The organism is Sorangium sp. So ce131 (genome assembly GCF_051519095.1).
GTDB lineage: Bacteria > Myxococcota_A > Polyangia > Polyangiales > Polyangiaceae > Sorangium.
Genome location: NZ_CP150455.1, coordinates 10,873,163 through 10,899,676, shown reverse-complemented (window position 1 = coordinate 10,899,676; position 26,514 = coordinate 10,873,163). Strand labels below are relative to the sequence as shown.

Here is a 26,514-nt window from a genome sequence, read left to right as displayed (position 1 = left end):
GAAAGGAAATCAACATCATGAGCAAACCGACTCCCACAGCCGACACCCCCCGCGCACCCACGCCGGTCCTCTCGGTCAGCCCGGTCGTGCTGCCAGCCCCCGGCCGCGCCGTCGATCTCCAGGTGCGCGTCTCCGCGCCCGTGACCGGAAGCGAGCTGCCCATCCTCTTGCTCTCGCACGGTCACGGTCCCTCCAACCACCTCTCCTCCTTGAACGGCTACGCCCCGCTCGCCAACTACCTGGCGGCGCACGGCTTCGTCGTGATCCAGCCCACCCATCTCGACTCGAAGACGCTCCCCTTCAGGGACTCCGATCACCCCGAGGCGCCGCTGTACTGGCGATCGCGGGCCGAGGACATGAAGCGCATCCTCGACCAGCTCGACGTGATCGAGGGCGCCGTCGCTGCGCTCGCCGGGCGTCTGGACCGGAGCAAGGTGGCCGTCGTCGGGCACTCGATGGGCGGGCACACCGCGAGCGTGCTGCTGGGCGCGCGGCTCAAGGATCCCCGCGACGGAACGGAGGTGAACCTCGCCGAGCCCAGGATCAAGGCGGGCGTGCTGCTCGCCGCGCCCGGCAGAGGCGGCGATGCCCTCAGTGAGTTCGCGGCCAAGAAGTATCCTATCTTCTCGACCATCGACTTCTCCAGGATGACGACGCCCGCGCTCGTGGTCGCCGGCGACAAGGACGCCTCTCCCCACCTGACGGTCGCCGGCCCCGGCTGGCACGCCGACCCCTACTTCCTCTCCCCGGGCCCCAAGTCCCTGGTCACCCTGTTCGACGCAGGGCACGGGCTGGGCGGGGTCTCGGGATATGACGTCGCCGAGACCACGGACGAGAACCCCGAGCGAGTGGCCGCCGTCCAGCGTCTCGCCTGGGCCTACCTCCGCACCGCGCTCTATCCAGGAGACTCCGCCTGGCAGGAAGCGCAGGACGCGCTGACCGGCGCGGCCAACCCGCTCGGGCGGGTCGAGTCCAAGTAAGCGGGGCCGCCTTCACTCGACAGCTTGCGGGCTGGCGAGACGCGCCGTATCGACCTCAGGGGACCTCCTGGTGACGAGCGCCGCGACACGCGACGCCGCGCCGCTGGACGACGCCCGCGGATGCGGCTAGCGCTGGCCCATGAACCTCACCGACGTCATGCGGGACCTCGCCGCGCTGGGCAACGAGAAGATGCGCGAGGTCAACGCCCGCGCCGGAGACGCCCACGGCGTGAACCTCACCCAGCTCCGCGCGCTCGCGAAGAAGCTGAAGGCTGACCACGCCCTGGCCGTCGAGCTGTGGCGCACCGGGGACCCCGACGCCCGCCTCCTGGCGACGCTCGTGTTCAAGCCGAAGGCCTTCTCGGCGGACGAGCTGGACGTGATGGTCCGGGAGATCGGCTACCCCAAGCTGCTCGACTGGTTCATCGTCAACGTGGTGAAGGCGTCGCGCCACGTCGAGGAGCTGCGTGTCCGCTGGAAGGACTCCGCGAGCGAGCTGGTCGGGCGCGCTGGCTGGAGCCTGACGACGGACCGCGTCGTGAAGAGCCCTGCAGGCCTCGATCTCCCCGCGCTGCTCGATCAGATCGAGGCGGAGATGAAGACGGCGCCGGGCCCGAAGCAGTGGTCGATGAACCACTGCCTCGCCGAGATCGGCATCCGCAACCCCGGGTTGCGCGCCCGCGCGATCGCCATCGGCGAGCGGCTCGAGGTGCTCAAGGACTACCCGGCATCGCCGGGCTGCACGCCGCCGTTCGCGCCGGTCTGGATCGCGGAGATGGTGCGGCGGCAGAAGGCCGAGAAGACGCGGGGCGGGTGAGGGGGGGCGGCTCGCCCCGCTTCAGACGTCGTCGGGGCGCGTCCCCGCCCCCCATAGAGCACGCGGTTGCGGCCGCCGAGCTCAGCATGGCAGAGCCTCAGCCTGCGGGGCCGGCCCAGCGGAGCAGAGTCACGTCCTCGATTGCCGCCGGGCGCGTTGAACCGCGTCGAGATATGCTCTCTGTGCGCTCGTCAGCGGCCTTCGCTCGGCCAGCGCGTACCAGATCGCGTTCTCGATCCAGAAGCGATACATGAAGGTCTCGAAGTCTGGAGCGCACAACACGAATTGTTCGAACACGACGCCGTCGTCGTCGTCGACGAGCGAGTCTTCGGAGGCCTCATCGTGCCATTCGGGCGCTCCGGCGACGACGGCGGGCACATCGCCCGGCGGGAGGTACAGGTACCAGAGCACACACGCCTGCTGGTCGTTCATGAACCGGAGCAGGCGGCCTGGCTGGTTGCCCGGAGGTTCAAGGAGGCGCGCGGACAGGTCGAGATAACACGCCGTGCACGTGGGAACTCGACGGTGAATCTCCGGCGTCGTCAGGAACACGGCGAAAGCATCAGGAATCCTGAGCCCTGCCTGCTGTGCCTCCCTGTGCAGCTGGCCGAGATCCAGCCGCTTGCCGTTGCTCTCCTCGTGAACGTCCAACACCGTCTCGCGGCCAGGCGGCGCAGGAAGCCACCGAAACGAGCCATCCCGATGGTCCTGCCCGAGCTCAGGAAGCTGATCGTAGGGGATCAACGTGTAGGTGTCCCCGCGCCCCCAGCCCCAAAAGCTTTCGTGCGAGCCCGCGGTGTACCAGCCTACCGGGAAGGGAGAGTCCAAGATGTTCATGGCGCTCCTGCTTTTTCAAAGGCTGCGCCCTCCAGAACGCCGCGATCTACGTCCCACGAGCGTCCACATGCCCGGCAGACGAGAGATCCTTCCAGGACACGGAAGATGACCGTGGCCATCTTCCGCATTTCGGGGACATCAACCGCACGGACGGCGCCGCGCAGCACTGCGCGCGATTGATCGAAGGCCGTGCTTGGGTTCATGCCTTCGGGAAGCATGCTCACGAATCTCCAGTGAAGTGCCCGAGCAACGAAGCATTGCGCTGCACGAACGCGGCGAACGCGGCCCGGACCGCGGAGGATACTGCGCGCTTGGCTCCGGGCGTGGTCAGGCGGCTCTTCGTCGGCGCATCGTAAGTAGGATCGTGCAGCCTCACGCATACGATGGCGTGCAACCCGCTGCTGACCGCCTCGATCGCCTTCTTCTTCGGTCGGGCCTTCCAGGCGGGGACCGCGTCTCGAAGCGCCTCGGCGAGGCCTTCGACGAGCCCCTGGGCGTGCGTGCCGCCATCGGTGGTGCGCTCGATGTTGGCGTAGCTCTCCACCGTCGACCAGCGGCACGGGAGCCACTCGACGGCAGCCTCTACGCGGATTTCACCGACGAGCTGATCGACGAACAGCGCATTCTCAATCGGCAAAAGCCCTCTTCGCGTGCGTTCGAGGAAGACAACCAGCCCGCGCGGCTCACAGAATGCGTGCTCTCGGCGGTCCTGGAACGTGAGCGTCAATGCAGGCAGGAGCCACGCGAGCTCTCGCAAACGAGCAGAGATCGAGCCGGCGTTGAACCAGGGATCCGAAAAGATCGCAGGGTCTGGTTGGAGTGATACGCCGGTGCCGGTGCGCGTGGAGGAGCCTAACTTTTCCAGACGGCTTACCGCAAAGCCTCTCTCGAACCGCTGCGTATGGTGAAAGCCGTCTCTGTGCACGTCGAGCGACAGACGCGAAGACAGGGCGTTGACGACGAACAGGCCGACGCCCCAAACGCCGACGTGCTCGTGGGGCGCGTGCCCATCAAACGTCGGCGTCGCGTGAAAACGAGTCAACGCGACTTCCGCGAAGGGCCGGCCATCGACGTCGACGAGAGGAATGCCCGGCCCGTCGTCTTCGACGAGGGCAGAGCCGTCGTGCTGCAGGACGACATCGATCCGACTGCATCGCCCGGCGAGGTGCTGGTCCAGCGAGTTGGCGACGAGCTCCCAGATCAAGTGAACCAAGCCGCTCCCGTCGGCGACGTCGCCGATGTACATGCCGGGCCGCCTGCGGATGGCGTCTGCATCCGGGAAGGGGTGGTCGACCGTCATCCGTGGGTTCTCCAGGGAGTCGTCAGTGATCGCGGCTTCACGACGTCGCCACGGCGATCGAGCAGGCCAACGGCCGCACGGTCAATGTTCATGCAACACCGCCTCCAGCCGGTGGCCGTCGGGGTCGCGAACGAACGACGCGTAGTAGCCGGGATCGTAATTCTCGCGAACGCCGGGCGGTCCCTCATCGACACCACCCTTGCTGAGAGCCTCCGCATGGAAACGAGCGACCGCCTCGCGGCTCGGGGCAACAAAGGCGAGGTGGAAGCCCCGACCGGGAGGCCTCGCGTCAGGACCGGACGCGACAATGGCGAAGGGCGCCTCAGCTTCGTATCCCTCGGGCCCATACCCCGCGCTACGGGCGTTTTGCCAAAGCCGGACATAACCGAGCGGCGCCAGACAGGCGTCGTAGAACTCCATGGCACGCTCGAGGTTCTCGACACCGACCGAAACGTGATCGAATACGAAGACCCTGGCGTCTCTGGGCATTGGTACGATGTATCCCTCGCGGTCGCCCGAGGCAAGCGAGAAGGCGCGGGGGCAGCCCCGTGCACGTGCGCGCAGCTCGGTCGTCGTCGAAGCGACCGCTCATGACGACGCCCCCGCGGCGCGCTGGGGAGACTCAAGCGCGCGCCGCGTGCAGCAGCTAGGCCAGCTCACGCAAGAACGACAGGACCACCTCTCCCAGGCGCTCGGGTTGTTCAAATGGAAGGCCGTGGCCGGCGTCCTGTACCTGTTCGATTCGTACGCGTGGGTTGAGGCTGCGCAGCTCCGTTGCCATCTCGAGCGTGACGACGGGGCTGCTGTCACCAATGACGAGCAGGCTCGGGACGTCAATCGCGCTCACCACGTCGCGGTACTCGGGGTTGGGCGGCGTGAGGACGTCGAGCGCGCCCATCCGGGTCTTCAGCCTCGCCTCGGCTTGAAGCTCGACGAGCTCGGGCGAGCGGCGCGGGTGTCGGGCTCGGGCCTGCGCAACGAGCTCGGACTTCTGCAAGCGGAGGGCCTGGCGGTGTTGATCGGCGACGTCGCTGTCGTGCACCTCGCGCTGGCGCTCGGGGCTCAAGAACGTCGGGTCGACCAGGATGAGGCCGCGGAGGACCCCCGCCCCTCGACTCGCCACCACCGCGGCGGTCATGCCGCCCATCGAGTGGCCAAGCAGGACCGGACGAGAGAGCTCCAGGCCGCGGATGAGGCCCACGACGTCGCTCGCGTGATCGTCGTACCGGTATCCGTGGTGCGGCGCGCTCGAACCGCCGTGCCCCCTGGCGTCGGGCATGACGACGTCGAATTCACCTTCGAGCGCCCGCGCCACGGGAGTCCAGCAGGCGCCGCTCCCCATCAAACCATGGAGCAGAACGACGGGATGTTTGGCGCCTCCAGTTCGGAGGTAGTGGATGTTGATGCCGTTCGTTTCGCAGACTCCACTGAGCCAGGTCGTCATGGAACTGTCCCTGCCTGCCGCAGCTTCGTGAGTGTGATGAAGTGGTTCAGGTCTAAGTACGCGGAGAATATCGGCATCAAGGCTCCCTGCGGTCCGCTCGGCGCGTCAAGTGATTGTTAAAACCTCTCGCCACGGGCTGGAGCCAAGCGCCGAACTCATGCCGAGTACTCAGCCGTCGTCACCACGTACACGAGCGTGGGGCGGATGGATACGCGGCCGAACGACCTGGCGATGAGCGGCGGGCGGCGCCCGTCCTTTTCATCGCCTTGCCGGGGGGAATCCTTCAACCGTCAGGAGAGCACTTCAGCGGCGGTCTTCGCGCTGAGGACGTTATCGATCCAGTGGTCGAGGGTTGCAATGTCCGTGCATGCCTGAATGCGTTCGTTCTCGTCCTCGGTGAGCGCGATCCCTGCACGGGCAAGCAGCCGCAGCAGCGTGTCCCTCTTGCCCTTGAGCTCGCCCTCGCGGATGCCCTCGAGCTTGCCCTCGCGGATGCCCTTGAGCTCGCCCTCGCGGATGCCCTCGAGCTTGCCGCGATCGATGAGCTTCTGCATGAATGAGGGGAACGTCGCCTCACCTTCGATCTGTCGTTCCATGACCAACGCCTCCAGAGCCCGCCGCATGGGCTCGCGCAGCCCGTTCCAGATGACCTGAAAGTATACCGCCGCGTGCTCTTGGTCGAGCCGCTCGAGAGCAACGAGCGCCGCCTGGACCACGGCGAGCCCGTTCGGCCCGTTGCCGTGCGCCACCGCCGAGAGCACGGCGAGCTCCGTTTCCCTCTCCGCCTCGGCCGGATCGGTGATCTCGGGCACGACGGCCGGGCCGAGCACCAGCGGCTTGACGTGGCCTAGGCCGAGGCCGACGTCGATGTTCTGCGCCGCCCAGGCGGCCACGCCGGCGTCCGGTGCGACCACGAGGACGACCGTGCCGCAGCGCTTCCTCGCGCGCACGGCCGTGGCGTACACCGGCCAGGAGAACTTCTTGTTCGGGTCCTCCTCGCGCTGGACCTCGATGACGATCGCCAGCACGAGCGCGCCGTTCGCGTCGCGGAGCTCGAGCACCAGATCCGCGCGGAACTCCACCGGGATGAGCTGGTCGAGCGAGGACTCGACCACCGCGACCGAGGCATGCCGCGGCACATCGACGTGAAAGAGGGTCACGAGGAAGTGGGGCGCGAGCTCCGGGGTTTCGCGGAACATCTCGACGAGGGCGTTGTGCTCGAGCGTCGGCATGACTCTGGGCCCCTGGCACACCCCGTACCGACGCGAAACGACGCGAGAACCCGAGCAAGGATCCCTCTCAAGGGGTGGCGGCGCCATGGCGGAGAGCGCGGCGGACGGTGAGCGCCCCGAGTTTTCGTGGGCTCGTCGAGCCTACCCGTCCCGCGGGCCGGGGACCCGGCCGTCGCTGGACGCGATCGCCAGCTCGATCGTCGACTCACACACGCTTCATCATGGCTCGCTCGCCCGATTCGCGAGACGGACCAACGTCGATGAATCCGTGGCGGATGTACAACGAGATGGCGCGGAGATTGTGCTCCTTCACGGTGAGGCGGAGCTCACTTGCACCCTGCTCGCATGCCCACCGCAGGATCTCCTCGACCAGCGCGTCTCCGACTCCGCGGCCGCGCACCTCCGGCGCTACCCACATGCTGATCAGCTCGTAGGTGCCTTCGAAAGGCGCGCCCGTCGCAATGCCGACCGGCTCGCCGTCGACGTAGGCCAAGAGGTTGTGGGAACCAGGCAGCTCCAGGCGCGCGCGCCAGCGCTCCTCGGATGCGTTCTCCCATTTCTCGAGCGTCGAGCCGAAAGCAGAGGGAGCGTCCGCGAGCGCGCGCAGCCTGACGTCGCGCCAGGCGGCCCAATCGTCGGACGTCAAGGCCCGCAAGTTGATCACGTGAATCCCTCATGCGCTGGTGGCGAGCTGCCCAGGCCGAACAACCCGGCTATCTGCGTCGGTCTGCACAACGAAGGGTCGGGCCGGCGAGGTGATCACCGCTGACCCGGAAGATCATAGACGTTGACGCGAAGCCCCGCCGCGCACAGGTTCTGCTCGATGAGGAGCTCTATCTCGCTCCAGCTGCCCCCGGCCAAGCCTGCGCCGATGCGAGGCATGTGCACGGATGCGTCGTGCTGACGCGCAAAAGCCGCGAGCGCTGCGAGGGCAGCATCGATCGCTTCGTAGCGCACCGGCGGGACCCCGTCGCGCGCTCTCACGCCGTGCTGGCCGATCATGTTCGCGACCCACAACCTGGGTTCAACCTCCACGAACTGCACCTGGCCCAGCACGAACGGCGGACCAGCGAGCTCTCCTCGGTGCCAGCGTCGGTATTCTACCTCTGGCGAAGCCCAGCGAGCCGACAGCGCGGTCACGAAGCCCCGGCCCCAGCCACCGATGTCGTTGCACACGTGGGCGATGATCCGTGAACCCTCGCCGACTGGCCTGGTAGCGTCGCCAACCACGTAGTTGATCGTTGTCATCAGTCCTCTGCTTCATCCGGCCAAGGGACCGGCGTGACGACCCCGGCGTCGACGTCGGCGAGACGTCGCTGGATCTCCTCGGCCCACGCGGCCGCGAGCCCCTCGGTCGTCTGTTCGGTCTCGTCGAGGCCCTGGATCAGCGCGGTCGCCACGGCCGCTCGGTCTTCCGCCGGCAGACGCAGCGCCGCGACCAGGACCTCCTCGACGTCGCTCATGATGCAGGGAGCTTACGGCAAGCTCGGCCGGGTCACGAGCCGAACCCGCCTCGACGCGGGTCCTGGGCGAGGGGCCGTGGCTCGCGGCGGCCCCGGTCCTTAGGCCGCTGCCGGCGACGCCCGGCCTGCAGTCCATGCAGGCCACGCAGAACGGAGCCTGGCTCCTTCCCGACCAGACGCCGCTCGTACCCGAGCTGGAAGTGTTCCTCGCCGCCCCGATGGCGATCGGGCGGCGGGCGCGCGCTCAGCCCTCGCGCGCCACGCGGATCACCTCCGCCAGCTCCTCTGGCGTGACCTCCCGGTCCTGCAGCACCGCCGCCGCCCAGGCCGCGACCTCGGCCGGCGTCCGGAAGAAGCTCGGCGCGGGCCCCTGCGTCCCGCGGGGCTGCAGCCGCATCATGAGGGCGCGGACCGAGGCGGCGATGAACCCCTCGGCCTCGATGAGCGTGGCCATGCCCTTCAAGTACCCCCCGGGAGCGCTCGCCGCCCGCTGCATCGCCGCCCGGGTCGCCTCGTCGGGCGGCCCGGTGCGCTGGCGGGGGACCACGATCAGGAACGCTGCCCCTCCCCGCTGGCGCTCCGCCCAGGGCTGGAAGAGCGCCCGGGAACGCTCGACGCCGGCGACGCTGGCCTGCCCATGCCAGACGAGCAGCATGAGGCGCCGCCAGGTCGCCACCACGTAGACGTCCGTCCGCTCCAGCAGATCGACCTGCACCGGCGAGGAGGACGTCACCATAACACGCGATTGTCCTCCCCGCGGGGTGGCCACCGCAAGGCCCCGGCGTGTCAGGGCAGCAGCCCGACGTCGCAGCCGCCGCGACGCAGATCCTCCCAGAGCGCCTGCGCCACCAACCAGGCCGCGCGCGGGCCGTGGCGACGATTACAAACAGCCTGCGCCTTCCGGAAGGCGGATTCGCTGGCCTCGATCCACCCGCTCTAGCGGGTCGACGAGGTGCGGGACACGACGGACGCGGCGCTGTTCCTGGCCAGAGATTCGTGCGACCTACTCCTCAAAGCGACCCGTGGCGTCACGATCGCGGTCGTATCGTCTCGTGAGTGGAAACGGCGGCAACCAGGACTCGCGACGGACGATCCAGCTTTCGTAGGTCGGCGTCAGTTGGTCTGGGGCATCCAGGGACCCTAGGTTCACTTCGATTTCGTCTGCGCTGCGCGCGAAAACAGACGAGCCGCAGCGGGGACAGAAAAACCGCCCAGCGTAGTCGCGTGTTTCGCCCTCGATCGTCACCGCATCCTGAGGGAACACCGCAGAAGCGTGGAAAAGGGCTCCATGGTGCTTGCGGCAGTCGAGGCAGTGACAAAGGCCGACCCGGTATGGGAGCCCCGACGCCACAATTCGCACGTTGCCGCACAGGCAACCTCCGGTGAATCGGTCCATGCTGCGTCTCCTCTAATCCCCATGCTGTCGCTGCCGAGATGTAGACGTCAGTACCTTCTGCGACGAGCATGCCCACGACGTCGCGCCTTGGCAATCACCTGCAGCGTGAAGCGGCGTCGGGGGCATTGCCGTATCGGGCGGGCCACTCTTCGAGGCTGGAGAGCACTTCTTCTGCCAGCCGGGCCCGCTCGTGGCGGGGCAACAGCAGCACCTGCGCGAGAAGCTCCTCGGTGGACATAGAGAAACTATACCATGGCTCGGGTCCGCCACGCACGGCGATGCGGCCTCCAGCTCGAGTGACCGTCGGCGAGGCGCCGGTTACGAGAGCGCCCCGTCGTGCCCCGATGCGCCGCCGCGCAGGAGCGCCGCGAGCCGCCGGAGGCCCCCATGTATCGGAACCTCTGCCCGTGACGCCGGGCTGGGCCGTCGCGTCGCTCCGGAGCAAGCCGCCACGTCCGTCGGAATACGCAGACGGGAGAGCCGCGCGGATCGCGGCAGCTCTGCTATAAGCAGCCTCCATGGCCAGCACCGACGCGCAGCCCTCGAACAGCGACTACCTGGACCGGCTGATGCGGAGGAGCTCCTTCGAAGCGCTGTGGCCCTTGTTCGCAAAAGCGACCAAGCCCGCCAAGGAAATGACCGAGAGCTACTCTGCCCTCTACCATCTTCGGCCCCTCCTGACGAAGGGCCGCCCATGTCGCGTCATTCACGTCGGGGACGGGGCCCACGCGAGGACCGGAGCCCTTTTTTCGCTGAAGAGCGAGGCGGACAACATCAGCGTCGATCCGCTGCTCAACGTCGCCCTGGTGGGGGCGTGGCGCGAGCGCTTCGGGATCCGGCGCCTGGCGTGGCACAAGGCCAGCATCGACGACGTCGCGGATGAGCTCAATGCCCTGCCCCCGATGCCGGTGTTCGTGACGTTCGTCCACGCCCACGTGCACATGGACAGGGTGCTCGATCGGCTGCGCTGGGACGCGGCCTTCACCCTCGCGTGCTGCTTGCCCGGCCACCAGCTCACGCAGACGCGCGTACCGCTCAAGGAGGGCGTCGATCCGAGCGTGCTGTCCACGGGACGTCACTACCAGGTGGTGGTGAATCCGAACACCGCTCTCGGCCACGACCTGAGCACGACGACCACGGCGTCGTGAACGCCGCGGGGCGATCACGAGACGCGCGCCCGACCTCGCGGGGCCGTCCAGCGCTCCCGGCTGGCCCGCCCTGAGTTATCTCTCCCCGTCCCCTCATGACAGCGAGCTTCACCCAGCCCCGCCTCGTCGTCCTGCTCGCCTTCGAGGGCGTCGCGCTGCTCGATCTCGCCGGACCCCTCGAGGCCTTCACCGTGGCGACCACCTTGCGCGCGCCGGCGGCTCCTCCGCCTTATCGCGCGATCGTCGCCTCGACGGCCGGAGGGCCGGTGCGCACCACGACCGGGCTCGCGGCCTGCGCCGAGCCGCTCGCGACGCTCGAGGACGAGGCCATCGACACCCTGATCGTGCCGGGCAGCGGGCCGCCGGAGGCCCCGGCCGTGCCGCCTGATCTCGTCGCCTGGCTCGCCCGCCGCGCGCCGCGCGTGCGCCGCACCTGCGCCGTGTGCACGGGCGCCTTCCTCCTCGCCGCCGCGGGCCTGCTCGACGGCCGCCGCGCGGCGACCCACTGGCGCTCCGCGCCGCGCCTCGCGGAGCGCCACCCGCGCGTCCGCGTCGACGCGGACTCCATCTACGTGCGCGACGGCTCGATCTGGACCTCGGCCGGCATCTCCGCGGGCATCGACCTCGCCCTCGCGCTCGTCGAGGAGGACCTCGGGCACCGCGCGGCGATGGCGGTCGCCCGGCAGCTCGTCGTGTTCCTCAAGCGGCCCGGCGGGCAGTCGCAGTTCAGCGCGCCGCTCGCGGCGCAGGCCGCCGAGGGCGGCACCTTCGCCGACCTGCATGCCTGGATGGCGGACCGCCTCGCCGGCGATCTGCGCGTCGAGCGCCTGGCCGCGCAGGCGGGGATGAGCCCGCGCACCTTCGCGCGCGCGTACACGGCCGCGCTCGGGCAGACGCCGGCGAAGGCGGTCGCGGACATGCGCCTCGAGGCGGCCTGCCAGGCCGTCGCCGGCACGGACCTCCCGCTCAAGCGGATCGCCCACCAGTGCGGCTTCGGCGACGAGCAGAACCTGCGCCGCGCCTTCCTGCGCCGGCTCGGCGTGGGACCGCTCGAGTACCGGGAGCGCTTCTCCGGGAGCGCCCGCGGGCGTGGCAGGAAGTGACGGCAGCTCGGCAGGGCGCCCGGCCGGCGAGCGCGCATTCTCCTGGAGCCTGGCCTTCGCCGGCAGACAGGAGCCCCCGCCATGACCCGAGAGATCGCCGGAATCCACGCCCCTGACACGCGCCTCGCCCGCGACGCGACCGAGCTCGCGCGCGAGGTCTCGGACCCTTACCTCTTCCACCACGTGATGCGCTCGTACTACTTCGGCGAGCTCGCGAGACGGCAGCGCGGCCTCGCCTGCGACGGCGAGCTGCTCTACCTCTCCGTGGTGCTGCACGACCTCGGCCTGACCGAGCGCTTCGCCGGCCCCGAGCGCTTCGAGGTCGACGGCGCCAACGCCGCGCGGACCTTTCTCGTCGAGCGCGGCCTGCCCCGGGAGAAGGTGTCCCTCGTGTGGGACGCCATCGCGCTGCACACCAGCCTGGGCATCGCTCCCCACAAGGAGCCGGAGGTCGCCGTCGCCCATCTCGGGATCGGGATCGATTACGGCGGCCTCGGGCTGGAGGCGCTGCCGCGCGGGGCGGTCGAGGAGATCCTGAGGGCCTATCCGCGGCTCGAGATGAAGCAGGCGTTCCGGCGCGCCCTCTGCGGCGTCGTGGAGCGGAAGCCGCACACCGCGGCCGGCAATTTCCTCTCGGACTACGGCCGCCGCTACGTGCCGGGTTTCCAGCCCTTCGACGCCAGCGCCCTCCTGGAGGGCGCCCCCTTCGACAGCTGAGCTGGATGGAGCGCTCATGAAGATCACGGCGAACCGGATCCAGATCCATGTCCGGGAGCGAGGCGAGGGGGACATCGCCCTCGTCTTCCTCCATTACTGGGGCGGCTCATCGCGCACCTGGGCGGCGGTGGCCGAGGCCCTCTCCCCGAGGTGCCGCACGGTCGCGATCGACCACCGCGGCTGGGGCGACTCCGACGCGCCGGAAGAGGACTATCGCATCGGCGACCTGGCCGATGACGCGGAGGCCGTGATCCAGGCGCTCGGCCTCGAGCGCCACGTGCTGGTGGGCCACTCGATGGGCGGCAAGGTCGCGCAGCTGCTAGCGTCCCGCCGGCCTGCCGGACTGCGGGGGCTCGTCCTCGTCGCCCCGGCGCCGCCCACGCCGATGCCGCTCAGCGACGAGCAACGCGCGACCATGGCCCGCGCCTATGACTCGCCGGAATCGGTCGGCTTTGTGCTCGATCATGTGCTGACCGCGCGTCCGCTGAGCTCCGCGCTGCGCCAGCAGGTGATCGAGGACAGCTTGCGCGGCGCGCCCGCCGCCAAGGCCGCCTGGCCGCACGTCGCGTCGCAGGAGGACATCTCCGCAGCCGTTGCGTCGATCGACGCGCCGGCGCTGGTGATCGCCGGTGAGCTCGACAAGGTCGAGCGCCTCGACGTCCTGCGGCGCGAGGTGGTGCCGCGCATCGCCGGCGCAGGCCTGCGCGTCCTGCCCGGCACAGGGCACCTGTCGCCCCTCGAGGCGCCCCTCGCGCTCGCGTCCGCGCTGCGTGATTTCGTCACGGGGCTCGAAGCCGCGTGAGCGGGAAGGCGCAAATCGTGGACGCTCGAAGGAGCACGCGGAGCCAAGGGCCGTGGCTTGGTTCCCCCAACCCCGGTCGGGTCACGGCGCCTCGGGCGTGACGTCCTTCAGGTGGAGCGCCGCCCACCGAGATCGAGCTCCTGCGCGACGAACAAAGCCCCCTTGCGGCTCGAGCGCGGCGGGGTTCTGCTCGCCGCATGTCCGACCTCAAATTCTACTACGCCCCCATGACGAGCGCAGACCGGGTGCACTGGGCGCTCGAGGAGCTCGGTGTCCCCTACGAGAAGGTCAAGCTCGACCTCGCTGCGGGAGATCAGCGCAAGCCCGAGTACCTCGCGCTCAACCCGAACGGCAAGGTCCCGCTGCTGATCGCGGAGGGGAAGCCGATCTTCGAGGGGCTCGCGATCCTGCTCTACCTCGGCGAGCGCTTCGGCGTGGACAAGGGCCTCTTCCCGCCGCCGCTCAGCGGCGATCGCGCCGAGGCGTTCAAGTGGATGGCCTGGAGCAACGTCACGCTGTTCGAGGCGACGACGCGGCTCCTGCGCAACACCCTGGAGCGCTTCCCCGCCGACGAGCGCAACCCCAAGGTCGCCGAGGGCGCGAAGCAGGACCTCGCGAACGGGATCGGGATCCTCGACCGCGCGCTCGAGGGCAAGGAGTACCTCGTGGGCAACCAGTTCTCGCTCGCCGACGTGGCGATCGTGACGGCGCTGCCGTTCCTCGCCCGCTTCGGCGTGGATCTCTCGCCATTCGCGAACGTGAACGCGTGGATCGCCCGCTGCACGAGCCGTCCTGCGGCCCAGCGGGTCAGGCCGGGCTGATCAGCTCGGGCTCTGCGACGCGAGGAGCGATCGCAGCCAGTCGTCCGAGGCCTTGCGGTACTCGGGGATGCGGCTCCGCTCGGCCGCGGCGAGCGCCTCCTTCAGCCGAGGCGCGTCGAGGTCGTGGATGTAGGCAGGGGTACCCGGCTGCTGGCGCCACGAGTCCTCGAGGCCGCCCGCGTCGACCGGATCGAAGCCGAGCTCGTCGACGAGGCGTATGACCTTCGCCCGCGCTTCCGGCGGATCCCCCGCGATCGGGAGCGCGACGCGCCCCGGCGCGCCCTTCGGCTTGCCCTTCGTGAGCAGGCTCTCGAAGTAGATGTTGTTGAACGCCTTGACCACCGGCCGCCCGATCTGCTCGGCGACCCACGCGCTCTCGACCTGCCCCGCCTCGATGGCCGGGATGCTGCCGTCGCGGACCGGGTAGTAGTTGTTGGTGTCGATCACGACCACGTCGGCGGGCACGCCGGCGAAGAGATCCTTCGGCAGGTCCACGACCGCGCGCTGGGGGATCGTGACGACCACGATCTCGCCGCCGCGCGCGGCCTCCGCGGCCGTGACGGGGGTGGCCCCGGTCTCGGCGGCGACCTCGCGGAGCGTCTCCGGCCCGCGCGAGTTCGCGATCACGACCTGGTGACCGAGCTTCCCCAACAGCTTTGCCAGCGACCCGCCGATCGAGCCGGCGCCGATGATTCCGATCTTCATGTGTCACTCCTTCGAGCCGAGTCGCCTGCGATCGAGCGCAGACGCCGGCGGTCCAGGTGCATCGCCTGACGCAGACGGGCGATCGCTCGCGCCGTTCACGTCGAGGGCGGGCTGTACCACGACGAGCCGCCCTCGGCCCACGCAGGAGGCGGCCCCCAGGCGGACCACTGCCAGCCCGAGCCCGCCCTCGAGCGTCCGCTGGGAAAGATGCGTCGTCCGTTATATCGGATGCTCCCGTGCTGCGCCAGCAGCGGGCGCGTGCTGCGCGTGTGCTGCTGGCGCAGCAGGCGGCGGGCGGCGCGGCGTGACGAGGGGCCGCCGAGTCCTGCCGCGCGTGTCGGCGACGTCTCAAGGCGCGCGCTGGTGATGGGCCTGCGCCGGCTCGGGAGCGTGATTTGCAGGGCGCCCGCGCGGCAGCAACACCCGATTCGGCACGGCGGACGAACGCGCCGATCGAGCGGCTGCTCGCCTCGGTTCGCGTGATGACCTCTTCGCCGCCTCTCCCCCAGCGTTATCTTCTCGGCTTCATGGTGCTCGGCATGCTCGCGGGCACGAGCAACGGCGTGGCCAAGGTGGTCCTGCCGCTGTATGCCGCCTCGCTCCACGCCTCCCCCTGGCAGATCGGCCTGGTCGGCGGCCTGCAGTTCACCGGCATGCTGCTGCTCTCGATGCCGGTCGGAGGCCTGATCGACCGCCACGGCAGCCGGCCGCTGTTCCGCTTCGGCGGCCTCGCGGGCGCGGCGCTGTACCTGCTCGGCTTCACCCAGATGGATCGGCCCTGGCAGCTCATCGCGGGCGTGGTCCTCTTCGGGCTGCTCAACCCGTTTCGCATGGTCGCGACCCAGACCGAGTTTCTTCACCTGCTTCCTCGCCTCGGCCCGCGCAAGGCAGGCTGGCAGCGCGCGTCCCACTCGCTCGGCATGTTCTTCGTGGGCCCGATGCTCGGCGCGCAGCTCCTGGGCCTGCTCGGCTACACCGGCGTGTTCGTGGTGACCGGGCTCGGGCTGCTGGCGACGGTCTTCGTCGGCGATCGCGTGCTCTCCGGCGCTCCCCCCGGCCGCGGACGTTCGGCCACGCCGCTCGTCGAGCGCCTGCGCGGACAGGTCGGGATCATCCTGTCTCGCCGCGAGCTGCGCCAGAGCATGCTCATCGAGCTGTGTGGTCAGATGGCGATGTCCTACTTCGCCGTGTTCGTGGTGCTCATCGCGATTCGCGAGTTTCACCTCTCGGTCCCACAAGCCGCGAGCCTGGTGACCATCCAGGGCGCCGTGTTCGTGCTGACCTTGCTCCTCGCCGGGGGCGCCCTGTCGCCGCTGCGCGACGCGACCCGCTACGCGATCGCCTTTTCGCTGCTGCTCGCGACCGAGCTCCTGCTCGCCTTCCCCCTCGGCGTCGCGTCGTTGTGGATCGGGGCGATCTTGCTCGGGCTCGGGCTGGGCGTGCAGCACCTCACGAGCGTCAACCGCTTCGCGGCGCTCACCGCCGAGCTCGGCCGCGGCCGGGTAGGCGGTCTGTTCTCGCTCTCGGGACCGGCCGGGAGCCTGATCGGCGCGGTGGCGGGCGGCTCGCTCGGGCAGCGCTTCGGCCTGCTCAGCGGCTTTCGCGTGCTCGCGGCGCTCTATGCGGTGCTGATGGTGTGGCACGGGCGCGGCGTGCTGACCGAGAGCCACCAGCCCGTCGCGCTCGCCGAGGGCGAGTCGGAGTGACCGCACCAACACGCGCCGTCAGGCAAGCCCTCGACCTCACACAGGGTGGTGTCGCAGCCAGGTCTCGAAGTCGGTGAGCGGAATGCCAAGCGCGCGTGCCGCCTCGGGAGTGGCCGGGCTGCCGTGGTGGTTCAGCCGCTCGTGCGGGCGCGCGATCATGGGCAAGGCACCCCGGGCGATGGCCTCGTCGACAGTGAGCGACGGAGCTTCGATGGGAAGGTCGAGCGCACGGGACAGGGCACGGGCGATCTCGCGCATCGTCAACCGTTCGCTCGCGAGCTCGAGCTCCACGCCGTGGAACCGTGACGGCTCCTGGACAGCGGCCGCGGCCGCTGCCCCGATGTCCTGCACGGCGACCAGGGCCACCTCCGTGTCAGGCGCGATCGTGGTGAGCAGGTGGTCCCCCGTGCCCCCCTCGAACATGACGGAAGGGCGGACGAAGTTCTCCATGAAGAAGGACGGCTTGATGAGGGTCCAGAAGCGGAATCCGGCGTCCTTCACCAGCTCTTCGGTGTACGCCTTGCTCTCCCAGTAGTTACGGGCAGCGCCCCGCTCGAGCTCCCAGCCCGGCGCGCGCCGGTGGTGCGCGCCGGCTCCGGACACCGAGGTGTGGATGAACTGCGGCACGCCGGCCGCCCGGGCCGCCTCGACGAGGTTCTTTCCCTGCACTCGCTCGCAGTCCGACTCGAGGTCGGCGATGTTCGGGCGCTGCACGGAGAACACCGCCCGCGCTCCCTCGCTGGCGACGCGCAGCGAGCCGGGGTCGTCGAAGTCGCCCCGCACGAGGACAGCGCCGCGAGCGCGCAGCGCGATCGCAGGGGCCGCGGCAGGGTCACGAACGAGCGCACGCACGGGGACGCCTCGCTCGAGCAGCGCAGCGGCGACGGCTCCGCCTTGCTTGCCCGTGGCGCCGGTGACCAGCACCGGCTCGGTGGTCGCTTCAATGGACATGAGTTACCCTTCCCGAGGCGAATGAAGGCCTCGAATTACCCCACAACCATGCGGCGCTCGCGCGGATGCGACCAGTCGAGCGCGTCCAAGTTGCTTACGAAATCGTCCAGCCGGGGCCGCGCGTGGACCCTCTGAGCGAACTCCTGTCCTCGGTTCGAGCGAGGGCCGCGTCGTGGGCCTGCCTCGACGCGAGGGCGCCGTGGGGCGTCGCGCTTCGAGGTGGGCCTTCGACCTTCTGCATCCACCATGTGGTGAGCGGCGCGGCCTGGCTCTCGACCGAGGACGACGCCCACGCGCTCGCCGTGACGACCGGTGATGTCGTCGTGGTACCGCACGGCCTGGCGCATTCGCTCCGGGATCGCAAAGGCACGCCGGTGGTCGCTCTCGAAGAGCTGCCCGGGGTCCGTGCGAGCGGTGACGATCGCGTGTGGCGCCTGACCCTGGGCGGCGCGGGGACCGAGACGAGGGTCACGTCGGCGCTGGTCGAGCTCGAGGATCCGTTCTCCGTCCCCGTCGTGTCGTCGTTGCCGCCCGTGTTCCGGCTCGCTGGGGCGGGCGCGGGTCAGACGTCGCTCGTGGAGCACCTCCGTCTCCTCGCGCGAGAAATCGAGTCGAGGCCGTTCGGCTCCGATCTCGTGCTCGCCCGCATGGCTGACGTGTTGTTCGTCCACGTGATGCGGGCGTACGTCGAGACGCTCGGCGACGAGCCTTCTCACTCGTGTCGATCGCTCGAGCTGGTCAGCGCGCTGCGCGACCCGGGCATGGCCACGGCCCTGGGCCTGATGAGCCGTCGACCGGAGCATCCGTGGACGGTCGCCTCGCTCGCCGAGCAGGTCGGGCTGTCGCGGTCTGCCTTCGCGGCGCGCTTCACGAGCCTCGTGGGCGAGCCGCCGCTCGGCTTCCTCACGCGGATGCGCATGCAGAGGGCGACGACGCTGCTGCGCGAAGGCGCGACGCTCGCGCGCACCTCTCAGCTCACCGGCTACGCGTCGGAAGCCTCGTTCAGCCACGCGTTCCGACAGTGGTCGGGCATGTCGCCGGGGGCCTACCGTCGCCAGCAGCACGCGCGGAAGAGCAATCTACGCGCTGAGCCAGGCGCTCGGCCCCGATCCGAGGGAGGTCAAGATCCGCCAGCTCGACGAGCCGCAAGGGCGTGAGGCGCGAATGGCCTGCCAACCTGGTGCGGCGCTCACGGGAAGCGGGACCTGCGCTCGATCTCGTAGATGGGCAGGTTGTTCCGGATATAGGCCTTCGAGGCGTCCTCCCTCGGCTGGTAATCCCAGCTCACGCCGGACGTGCGCATCACCTGGGCGAGGTAGCGCCGGCGCCGCTGGCTCTGGAGCACCTGGGCCCGGAGGCTCGCCACGTCCCAGCGCCGCTTCGCCTCGTTGCGAAGCAGCTCCACCTCGCCGCCGCGCGCCGGATCGCCCGCCAGGTTGCGGAGCTCTCGCGGGTCCTCGTCGAGCGCGTAGAGCTGATCCGGGTCGCCATCACACGTGACGAACTTCCGGGCGCCCCGCCGGATCATGAAGAGCGGCGCGCCCGTGCCCTCCGCGAAGTACTCGCCGATCGCCTCGTCCCGGCCGACGCTCCCCGAGAGCTCCGGCAGCAAGGACCGGCCCTCCAGCGGGGTCGGGTAATCGTACCGGCCGCCGCCGGTCGCCAGATCGACGAGCGTCGGGAGCAGGTCGACATGCGAGGCAGAGGCCGCGACGCGACGCGCCGGAAACGCGGCAGGGAACGAGACGATCAGCGGGACGCGGGCCGAGTGCTCGAACCAGCTCATCTTGTACCAGAGGCCGCGCTCGCCCAGCATGTCGCCGTGGTCGCTCGTGAAGATCACGACCGTGTTCTCGGCCAGGCCGGCCTCCTCGAGCGCCTGGAGCAGCGCGGCGACCTTGCCGTCAAGGTAGCTGACGGCGCCGTAATAGGCCCTTCGCGCGTTGCGGACCTGGTCCGGCGCAGGCGGCGGATCCTCCATCCCGATCGCGCGCCGCAGCCGCTCCGAGTGCGGGTCGCGCGGCGCGTCCTGCGCGCTGACCGCCGGCATGTCGATCTCCTCCGGGTCGTACATCGACCAGAACTCGGGGCGGATCGTGTACGGATCGTGCGGATGGATGAAGGACACGACCAGGCAGAACGGCCGCCGGTCGGCCTGCCGCGCGTGGTTGAAGAGGTAACGCGTCGCGGTGAAGGCGACCTCGTCATCGTAGTCCAGGTTGCTCGAGCGGATGCAGGGGCCGGCGTTCCGCACGACGTCCATCGTGTGATACCAGTCGAGCACGCGGTCTGGCGCGTCCCAGTCAGGCGTCCAGGTGAAGTCGGACGGGTAGACGTCCGTGGTGAGCCGCTCCTGAAAGCCGTGGAGCTGGTCGGGGCCGCAGAAATGCATCTTGCCGCTCAGGCAGGTGCGGTAGCCGAGGCTCGAGAGGTAATGGGCGAACGTGGGGATGTCGGCGGAGAGCTCGGCGGCGTTGTCCCAGGCCCCGATCTGCGACGGAAGCCGCCCGGTCATCAGCACGTAGCGCGAGGGCGCGCAGAGCGGGGCGTTGCAGTAGGCGGCGTCGAAGACGACGCCCGTGCCGGCGAGCCGCTCGATCGCGTTTGCCTTCACGACGCGGTGGCCGTACGCCGGCAGAAACTGCGGCGCGAGCTGGTCGGCCATGATGAACAGGATGTTCGGCCGGGTCTTGTGGGGGCTCATGGCGCCGCCGCCTCGATGCCCTGCGCTGAGCCCTGTCGATCCGCGGGGGTCGATCGTTCTTCCGCCATCGCGCGCAGGAGTTCCCACTCGCTGATGACCCCTTCGAGCCTGCCGTCGGCGTCCACCATGAGCATGGGCCGGCCTGTGGCGTGGTTCACGGTGAGCGCGGTGCGCATCGTCGTGTCGAGCCTCCCGGTGACGATCGCGTCCTCGGCGATCCTGTCGAGCGCGAGGGTATCGTCGTAGGGAACGAAGCGCCCCCCCTCTTTGCCCTCGAAAACGAGCGTGGAAGGCCGGCCCTCCGCGCTCAGCACGCAGCGGTAACGCCCGGTTCTGTCGAGCAGGACGACGCGCGGGTCCAGAGGGGCACGTGGGAGGCTCGCGAGGGGCCGCATCAGCGCATCTCCGCGGAGGATGGCGAGCGGGTTGACGTGGGCCACGAACTTCTTCACGTACGCCGTCGCCGGGGCGGTGACTATCTGCGCCGGGGTGCCAAGCTGCACGACGCGCCCTCCCTCCATGAGGAGGATGCGAGTGCCGATCCGCAGCGCCTCGTCCAGATCGTGGCTGACGAAGATCATGGTCTTCTTGAGCACCCGCTGCAGGGCCAGGATCTCGTCCTGCATTCGCATGCGGATCAGGGGGTCGAGCGCGCTCAGGGGCTCGTCGAGGAGGAGGATGTCCGCGTCCGTGGCGAGCGCCCTGGCGAGGCCGACGCGCTGCTGCATCCCGCCGGACAGCTCGTCGGGGTGTTTGTCCTTCCAGTCACCGAGGCCCACGAGATCGAGCTTCGCGTCGGCGATCTTGTCGATCTCGGCGCTGCTGAGGCCGCGGAGCTCGAGCCCCAGGGCGACGTTCTGGCGCAGCGTGCGCCAGGGCAGGAGCGCGTGCTTCTGAAAGACCATGGCGATCCGCGTGAGGCGGATCTGCCGGAGGGTCTCCTCGTCCGCGGTGGTGAGGTCGATCTCCCGGCCCCCGTCCTCGATGAGCACGCGGCCGCGATCAGGTCGGACCAGGCCGTTGAGGCAGCGGAGGAGCGTGGATTTGCCGGACCCCGAGAAGCCCATCACGACGAGGATCTCTCCCGGGTTCACCTCGACCGAGACGTCCGCGAGCGCGACGAGGTTTCCGGTGGCCTTGCGGATGGCCTCCCGATCTTCTCCGTGGTCCAGGCGGGCGAGCGCGCCCCGCGGGGAGGGGCCAAACGCCTTGTAGACATGCTCGACCTTGATCATGCGCTCTTGCCTCACGAAAAGGTGCGCTGGGGTCTGTGATGTTTGAACGTCCGGTCGAGCAAGATGGCCAGGATGACGATGACCAGCCCTGCCTCGAACCCTTGACGGATATCGACGGTGTTGAGGGCGCGCACCACCGGCGAGCCCAGGCCGCCGGCGCCGACGAGCGCGGCGACGACCACCATGGAGAGAGAGAGCATCAGCGCCTGGGTCACGCCCTCCATGATCGTCGGCAGCGCGTGCGGGATCTCGATCTTCAAGAGGCGCTGCATGGGCCGCGCGCCGAACGCCTCCCCGGCTTCGATGATCTCCCTGGGTACGCTGGTGATGCCCAGGTACGTCAGGCGAATCGGCGCCGGGAGGACGAACACCACGGTCGAGAGGAGGCCGGGGACGACGCCCAGGCCGAACAGCATCAGCGTGGGGATGAGATAAACGAACGTCGGGATGGTCTGCATGAGGTCGAGCAACAGCCGCAGCGCTGCGTAGAACCTGGCGCGCCGCGCGGCGACGATGCCGAGGGGCACGCCGAGGAGCAGGGAGAGCGTAGTGGACATAAGCACCAGCACGAGCGTCTCCAGGGTCGGCTGCCAGTAGCCGAGGTTCCAGATCAAGAGCCCTCCGGCGAGGACCGCGGCCGAGAGCGCGACCCGGCGCCGCAGCGCGTAGGTGAGCAGGGCAGCGGCCCCGATCAGGAGCAGCGGCGGGGCGAGGAGCAAGAGGTGTACGCTCCCCTCGAGCAGCCAGGAGACCGCCCTGGAGGCGGCGCGGAACTGCCCCGCGAACCGGGCGGTGATGAGCCTTGTCCCGCGCTCGATCCAGTCGCCCAGGGGGAGCTTCCGCGCGGTCGCCGCCGGGGTCTCTGCCTCGGTGAGCGGCGCCGCGGGGGTCGTGGCGCGAGGGGCCGCCGCGCGCGCGGGAGGCACGCCGCTCTTCCAGGCCTCGGCCTGCTCGGGGTGGGCGCGGAGCCACGCCCGCGCGGCGTCCTCCGGGGCCATCTTGCCCTCGAGGATCTGCCCCATCAGGACGTTCTCCATCTCGGCGGTGAACTTCATGTTCCTGAAGAGCTTCACGAGGTCCGGGCAACGCTCCACGAAGCCCTTGCTCGCCACCGTGTGGACCACCGACGCGCCGCCGCCCGGCCCCCACTTCTCGAGCGGATCGGCGAGGTAGGTCATGTCGATCTGGTTGTTCATCGGGTGCGGTCTCCACCCGAAGAAGACGATCCACTCCTTGTTCGCCACGGCCTGGCTCACCTCGCCGAGCATGCCCTGCTCGCTGGACTCGACCAGCGTGAAGCCCTTGAGGCCATAGACATCTTGCTGGATCATCCCGAGCACCATCCGGTTGGCGGCGGCCCCCGGCGCGATGCCGTAGATATTGCCTTTGAATTTGTCCTTGTGCGCCGCGAGGTGCTCCGCCGAGGTGACCCCGGCGTCCGACACGTACCTGGGCACGGCGAACGTGTAGATGGCCCCCTCCAGGTTGACCCCGAGGTCCACCACCGCGCCGCTCTCCATGTACGGCTTGATGCCGTCCGCCTGCGCGGGCATCCAGTTCCCGAGGAAGACGTCGACGTCGTCGTTCTTCAGGCTCTCGAAGGTGACCGGGATCGAGAGCAGGTCGACGCGGCGCTCGTACCCCAGATCCTGCAGCACCGCCGAGGCGACCGCGGTCGTCGCGGTGATGTCTGTCCAGCCGATGTCGGAGAGGCGAACTTTACCGCAGTCCTCCGCGGCGGGCGCGGGCAGGGCCCAGGCGAGGAGCGCAAGCAGCGTGAGCGCGGCCGCGAAGAGCTTACGAAAACCAGCAACAAGGGCCATCGCGATCTACTCCTTGCCGGTCACGAGATGAGAGAAGCGCCCGTTCAGCGAGATGGCGAGGCTCCTGTCGACGAACGAATGGCCCTCGGGGGCGCTCCGCTCCCAGAGCACGAGCTCCGTCAGGATGCCGAGGTTCTCGGCCAGCGCGACGCCGACCGCGGGCTCGTGGATCCACTCGCTCACCGCCTGGTCTGCGTAGCGGCCGTAGCTGAAGTTGTAGCGCGCGGTGACGCGGCCGTAGGTGTACTCCGTGCCGGCGAGGACATAGTAGTTGTGAGCCGAGGCGCGCCCGGGGACGGCAGGCGCGGTGTCCGTCGCGGGCTTTCCGGCGTACGGGAAGTCGGTCACCGTCTGGCCCCTCTGGTAGAGAAACTCCCCCCAGAGCCCCCATTTCCCGATCGTCAGCGTCGTATCCAGCGCGCCGCGGAGCACGTCCTTCGGGCCGGACGGGAGGTCCGCTTGCAGGTACTCGGCGGAGACGCCGGCCTTGAGGGAGGTCGCGCCGTCGAGCTGCACGAAGGGCTCGCCCCGCACGATGGCCTGGTAACGGCGGCGCGCGCCCGGGATCGAGACGGTGTCGCGGTCCTGGGAGGAGAGGTTGGTCCGCCCGTCGACAGGGAAGAACTGCGCGGTATACCGGACCCCAGCCTTGTCCTCTGCGCCGAACCTCCCTTCCAGGGAGAGCCCGTGCTCGGGGGCGAGCTTGAGGCCGTCGAACATCTGGATGTTGCCGTAGAAGGAGTTGTCCCAGAAGAGGCCGAGCTGGTTATAGATCTTCCCGATCTTCAGCGTCAGCGGCGTTTCACCCGTGACCAGGTCGGCCCAGGCGTACGCCTCCTCGATCCATACAGTCCCCTCGAAGAACGGGGCGGCCTTCGTGTCGCGGATGCGGGGGTGGACGTAGACGCCGAACCTGCCATACGTCGCCTTGATGCGGAGGGCGATGAAGGCTAGCTGCATGTTGGGCTTGTAGCCGCTCAGGAACGGCTGATAGTACCATACGATAGCTCCCCCGCCGATGCGGAGGGCCAGCGCCGATTCTGCCTCCGCCGTCGCCGCCGCCGCGGGGGATACGGCGCTGTTCGCCGGCGGAGGTCGTGCCGTCGCCTGGGCGACAGGCGCGGGAGGGGCCGCTCCGCCCGGCGGTGGCGCCGCGCCGTCGGGCGCGGCGGCCGTCGGGCTCGGCCCCGCGGGCTGCGCCGCCGCAGGACGGGCAGCGCTCAGCAGCGCTGCGGCGATGCCTAGCGAATGGATCCAGCGGCGCTCGGACGATGAGCGATGGGTCATGGAGAGGGAACCTTTGAGAGGGAACCTTTGCGTAGCCGTCTCCGCCGCTCGAAGGGCGCTGGGCTGCTGTCGGAGGGGCTCGGAGATCGTTCATGCGGGCCAGACGCAGCGCATCGCATCCGCAAAAGAAGACGTGCGTCCGCTATAACAGACGTGGGCCTTGTGTACAATCAACTTCTTCGGCATCGCGTCGCTGCCCCTCGCGGCTCGGCGCGCCGGCGCCCCTCGCAGCGGCCTTCGTGCGCTCACGCGGAGAGCACGACTGCCCCGCTCGCGCCCAAGGAGGCCGCGACGGCCGTACCCGGGTATGCAAGAGACCTACATCGAAGGCGCAGCGAGCCACGATGGTCCCGAGTCATGTGCGGGTCGTGGTGATCAGCGGAGGTGCCCGCGAGAGCGGAGCTGCGGGTCTTGCTGCCCGTCGCCCAGGGATCCATCTACCGGGCGGCGCGCGAGCGCTGCTGGGAATCCAGGTCGCGATTGAGGGCGAAGGGCTGGACGCCGTGGATCTGGTGGGCAGCGGCTAGAGCGACAAGCGGGTTGAACCAGCCTGAAACGAGCAGAATTCGAAGCGCCAAGGACGCCAAGAACGCCAAGAAGAAGAGAATATCTTGGCGCCTTGGCGTCCTTGGCGCTTGATTTCTCGCTCGAACAACATGATCGGTGCCCCAGGACGACACGGACGTGTCGTGGCGGTGGTGCGGCCTCTCGGCGCCGGTCCGGCTCGGGCCGTTCAGACGCGGATCACCACCTTCCCGAAGTGCGCCCCCGACTCCAGGTGCCTCATCGCCTGCGGCGCCTCGTCGAACCCGAACACCCGATCGATCACTGGCTTGATCCGGTGCGCCACCAGCACCCGGTTCATCTCCTCGAACATCACCCGGCTCCCGACGAACACCGGCAGCACCTGGAGCCTCTTCTGCTCGATCACCTTCGGCTCTGGCGCCCCCCACGCCCCGCTCAGGAGCCCGATCAGCGAGATGTGCCCCCCTTCTCGCGTCGCCCGGATCGATCTCGGCAGCGTCTCCTGCCCGCCTACCTCGATCACGTGGTCCACTCCCTGACCACCCGTCGCCTCCAGCACCTTCTCCTCCCAGTCAGGGTGCTTCCGGTAATTGATCCCTTCGTCCGCCCCGAGCTCGCGCGCCCGCGCCAGCTTCTCGTCGCTGCTCGACGTGACGATCACCCGCGCCCCCAGCGCATGCGCGAGCTGCAGCGCGATGATGGACACCCCGCCCGTGCCCTGCACCAGCACCGACTGCCCCGCCTGGAGCTTCCCCTGCGGCACCAGCGCGTTCCAGGCCGTAACCGCCGCGCACGGCAGCGTCGCCCCCTCCTCCAGGCTCATGTGCTCCGGCAGCGGCACGAGCCCCTCGGCGTCGAGCGCCACGAGCTCCGCCAGCACCCCATCCGTGCTCCCGGCCCCCAGCGCCCTGTCCCGGAGCTGCTCCCGCTTCGCCTCGCCGTCGGTCCACGTCTGGAAGAACGTCGGCGTCACCCGGTCCCCCACCTTGACCCGCGTCACCCCCTCTCCGACCGCCACGACCTCGCCAGCCCCATCCGAGACCGGGATCACCGGCCGCGTCACCGGCTGCAGGTAGCCGCCCTTCGCGATCAGCAGATCGCGGTAGTTCAACGACACGGCCCGTATGCGCACGAGCGCCTGCCCGGGTCCCGCCTTCGGCGCGTCCCTCTCCACCTGCACCCACGCATCCGCTCCCCCGGTCTCCTGCGTCTTTTGCAGCTCGTATGCCTTCATGTGCTCATCCTCTCCTGTCCGTCGAACGCCGCCCAAGGGTGCGCCCCGGCGCCGCTGAACGCGAGGTCAGGCGCGGCGACCTCGCGAGTATAGAGCGGGATCGAGAGGCCGGCATCGAGCCGCCGTCGATCCGCGCCGCCGCCCCGGCCACGAGCTCGCCGGCGGCGACGCGCGGCGGTCTCGCCGGCGCGCGGGCGCGATCCGCTCGGGGGAGGGCGGCGGCTGAACGCCGTGGACGACGCCCTCGACCTCCACGTCGGCCAAACCTTCACTTCCACCTCGAG

27 protein-coding genes are annotated in these 26,514 nt (G+C 69.5%); 9 read left to right on the top strand and 18 right to left on the bottom strand.

Annotated features, from left to right (window positions below; genetic code table 11):
* Window positions 1-17: 17 nt before the first annotated feature.
* Complete coding sequence (locus WMF43_RS39645; RefSeq protein ID WP_437673008.1) at window positions 18-980, top strand: alpha/beta hydrolase family protein; 963 nt, start codon at window positions 18-20, stop codon at window positions 978-980.
* 139 nt (window positions 981-1,119) lie between these two features.
* Window positions 1,120-1,797: a DNA alkylation repair protein gene (locus tag WMF43_RS39640; RefSeq protein ID WP_437673006.1), complete on the top strand. Its 678-nt coding sequence runs from the start codon at window positions 1,120-1,122 to the stop codon at window positions 1,795-1,797.
* Window positions 1,798-1,926: 129 nt separating this feature from the next.
* Here WMF43_RS39640 and WMF43_RS39635 read toward each other — a convergent pair whose 3' ends face one another.
* The 11 genes from WMF43_RS39635 to WMF43_RS39585 form a co-directional block, all read right to left on the bottom strand.
* The gene (locus WMF43_RS39635) at window positions 1,927-2,634 is read right to left on the bottom strand and encodes a hypothetical protein (protein ID WP_437673004.1); all 708 of its coding nucleotides are present in this window, start codon (window positions 2,632-2,634) and stop codon (window positions 1,927-1,929) included.
* A gap of 220 nt (window positions 2,635-2,854) precedes the next feature.
* Window positions 2,855-3,934, bottom strand: a complete 1,080-nt coding sequence (locus tag WMF43_RS39630; protein ID WP_437673003.1) for an ATP-binding protein — start codon at window positions 3,932-3,934, stop codon at window positions 2,855-2,857.
* An 81-nt stretch (window positions 3,935-4,015) separates the two neighbouring features.
* Entirely contained in the window at window positions 4,016-4,423 is a 408-nt protein-coding gene (locus WMF43_RS39625; protein WP_437673001.1) for a VOC family protein, read from the bottom strand.
* A gap of 157 nt (window positions 4,424-4,580) precedes the next feature.
* Entirely contained in the window at window positions 4,581-5,378 is a 798-nt protein-coding gene (locus tag WMF43_RS39620; protein WP_437672999.1) for an alpha/beta fold hydrolase, read from the bottom strand.
* 290 nt (window positions 5,379-5,668) lie between these two features.
* Window positions 5,669-6,610, bottom strand: coding sequence for a hypothetical protein (locus tag WMF43_RS39615; RefSeq protein WP_437672997.1), 942 nt, complete (start codon window positions 6,608-6,610; stop codon window positions 5,669-5,671).
* Window positions 6,611-6,815: 205 nt separating this feature from the next.
* Window positions 6,816-7,274, bottom strand: coding sequence for an N-acetyltransferase family protein (locus WMF43_RS39610; protein ID WP_437672996.1), 459 nt, complete (start codon window positions 7,272-7,274; stop codon window positions 6,816-6,818).
* 95 nt (window positions 7,275-7,369) lie between these two features.
* Entirely contained in the window at window positions 7,370-7,858 is a 489-nt protein-coding gene (locus WMF43_RS39605; RefSeq protein ID WP_437672994.1) for an Appr-1-p processing protein, read from the bottom strand.
* Window positions 7,858-8,073 carry an addiction module protein gene (locus tag WMF43_RS39600; protein ID WP_437672992.1) on the bottom strand — a complete coding sequence of 72 codons (216 nt, stop codon included), beginning with the start codon at window positions 8,071-8,073 and terminating at the stop codon, window positions 7,858-7,860. Before WMF43_RS39600 ends, WMF43_RS39605 begins: the two co-directional genes overlap by 1 nt.
* 244 nt (window positions 8,074-8,317) lie before the next feature.
* Complete coding sequence (locus tag WMF43_RS39595; protein ID WP_437672990.1) at window positions 8,318-8,809, bottom strand: hypothetical protein; 492 nt, start codon at window positions 8,807-8,809, stop codon at window positions 8,318-8,320.
* 267 nt (window positions 8,810-9,076) lie between these two features.
* On the bottom strand, window positions 9,077-9,469 hold the full coding sequence (locus WMF43_RS39590; protein ID WP_437672988.1) for a GFA family protein: 393 nt from the start codon (window positions 9,467-9,469) through the stop codon (window positions 9,077-9,079).
* A 94-nt stretch (window positions 9,470-9,563) separates the two neighbouring features.
* Window positions 9,564-9,707: a hypothetical protein gene (locus tag WMF43_RS39585; RefSeq protein ID WP_437672986.1), complete on the bottom strand. Its 144-nt coding sequence runs from the start codon at window positions 9,705-9,707 to the stop codon at window positions 9,564-9,566.
* Between the two features lie 280 nt (window positions 9,708-9,987).
* Here WMF43_RS39585 and WMF43_RS39580 point away from each other — a divergent pair, with 280 nt between their 5' ends.
* From WMF43_RS39580 to WMF43_RS39560, 5 genes are all read left to right on the top strand, one after another.
* Window positions 9,988-10,617, top strand: a complete 630-nt coding sequence (locus WMF43_RS39580; protein ID WP_437672984.1) for a hypothetical protein — start codon at window positions 9,988-9,990, stop codon at window positions 10,615-10,617.
* Window positions 10,618-10,712: 95 nt separating this feature from the next.
* Window positions 10,713-11,720 carry a GlxA family transcriptional regulator gene (locus WMF43_RS39575; protein WP_437672983.1) on the top strand — a complete coding sequence of 336 codons (1,008 nt, stop codon included), beginning with the start codon at window positions 10,713-10,715 and terminating at the stop codon, window positions 11,718-11,720.
* An 81-nt stretch (window positions 11,721-11,801) separates the two neighbouring features.
* Entirely contained in the window at window positions 11,802-12,437 is a 636-nt protein-coding gene (locus WMF43_RS39570; RefSeq protein ID WP_437672981.1) for a hypothetical protein, read from the top strand.
* Between the two features lie 16 nt (window positions 12,438-12,453).
* Window positions 12,454-13,239, top strand: coding sequence for an alpha/beta fold hydrolase (locus WMF43_RS39565; RefSeq protein ID WP_437672979.1), 786 nt, complete (start codon window positions 12,454-12,456; stop codon window positions 13,237-13,239).
* A 197-nt stretch (window positions 13,240-13,436) separates the two neighbouring features.
* Window positions 13,437-14,060: a glutathione S-transferase family protein gene (locus WMF43_RS39560; protein WP_437672977.1), complete on the top strand. Its 624-nt coding sequence runs from the start codon at window positions 13,437-13,439 to the stop codon at window positions 14,058-14,060.
* On the opposite strand, the gene WMF43_RS39555 is transcribed toward WMF43_RS39560, so the two are convergent.
* Window positions 14,061-14,765 carry an NADPH-dependent F420 reductase gene (locus WMF43_RS39555; protein ID WP_437672976.1) on the bottom strand — a complete coding sequence of 235 codons (705 nt, stop codon included), beginning with the start codon at window positions 14,763-14,765 and terminating at the stop codon, window positions 14,061-14,063.
* A gap of 482 nt (window positions 14,766-15,247) precedes the next feature.
* Between WMF43_RS39555 and WMF43_RS39550 the strand changes: the two genes are divergently transcribed.
* A complete protein-coding gene (locus tag WMF43_RS39550) occupies window positions 15,248-16,471 on the top strand; it encodes an MFS transporter (RefSeq protein WP_437672974.1) in 1,224 nt (407 codons plus the stop codon).
* 36 nt (window positions 16,472-16,507) lie between these two features.
* On the opposite strand, the gene WMF43_RS39545 is transcribed toward WMF43_RS39550, so the two are convergent.
* Window positions 16,508-17,416, bottom strand: coding sequence for an NmrA family NAD(P)-binding protein (locus WMF43_RS39545; RefSeq protein ID WP_437684187.1), 909 nt, complete (start codon window positions 17,414-17,416; stop codon window positions 16,508-16,510).
* Window positions 17,417-17,544: 128 nt separating this feature from the next.
* Between WMF43_RS39545 and WMF43_RS39540 the strand changes: the two genes are divergently transcribed.
* Entirely contained in the window at window positions 17,545-18,579 is a 1,035-nt protein-coding gene (locus WMF43_RS39540; RefSeq protein WP_437672972.1) for an AraC family transcriptional regulator, read from the top strand.
* Between the two features lie 32 nt (window positions 18,580-18,611).
* On the opposite strand, the gene betC is transcribed toward WMF43_RS39540, so the two are convergent.
* From betC to WMF43_RS39515, 5 genes are all read right to left on the bottom strand, one after another.
* Window positions 18,612-20,126 (bottom strand): choline-sulfatase, encoded by a 1,515-nt coding sequence (gene betC / locus WMF43_RS39535; protein WP_437672971.1) that lies wholly within the window; start codon window positions 20,124-20,126, stop codon window positions 18,612-18,614.
* A complete protein-coding gene (locus tag WMF43_RS39530; protein WP_437672969.1) occupies window positions 20,123-21,361 on the bottom strand; it encodes a quaternary amine ABC transporter ATP-binding protein in 1,239 nt (412 codons plus the stop codon). The genes betC and WMF43_RS39530 overlap by 4 nt, the downstream gene beginning before the upstream one ends.
* Window positions 21,362-21,372: 11 nt before the next feature.
* Window positions 21,373-23,184: a glycine betaine ABC transporter substrate-binding protein gene (locus tag WMF43_RS39525; protein ID WP_437672967.1), complete on the bottom strand. Its 1,812-nt coding sequence runs from the start codon at window positions 23,182-23,184 to the stop codon at window positions 21,373-21,375.
* 6 nt (window positions 23,185-23,190) lie between these two features.
* A complete protein-coding gene (locus WMF43_RS39520) occupies window positions 23,191-24,471 on the bottom strand; it encodes a hypothetical protein (RefSeq protein WP_437672965.1) in 1,281 nt (426 codons plus the stop codon).
* A 733-nt stretch (window positions 24,472-25,204) separates the two neighbouring features.
* On the bottom strand, window positions 25,205-26,230 hold the full coding sequence (locus tag WMF43_RS39515; RefSeq protein WP_437672963.1) for a zinc-dependent alcohol dehydrogenase family protein: 1,026 nt from the start codon (window positions 26,228-26,230) through the stop codon (window positions 25,205-25,207).
* Between the last annotated feature and the right edge of the window lie 284 nt (window positions 26,231-26,514).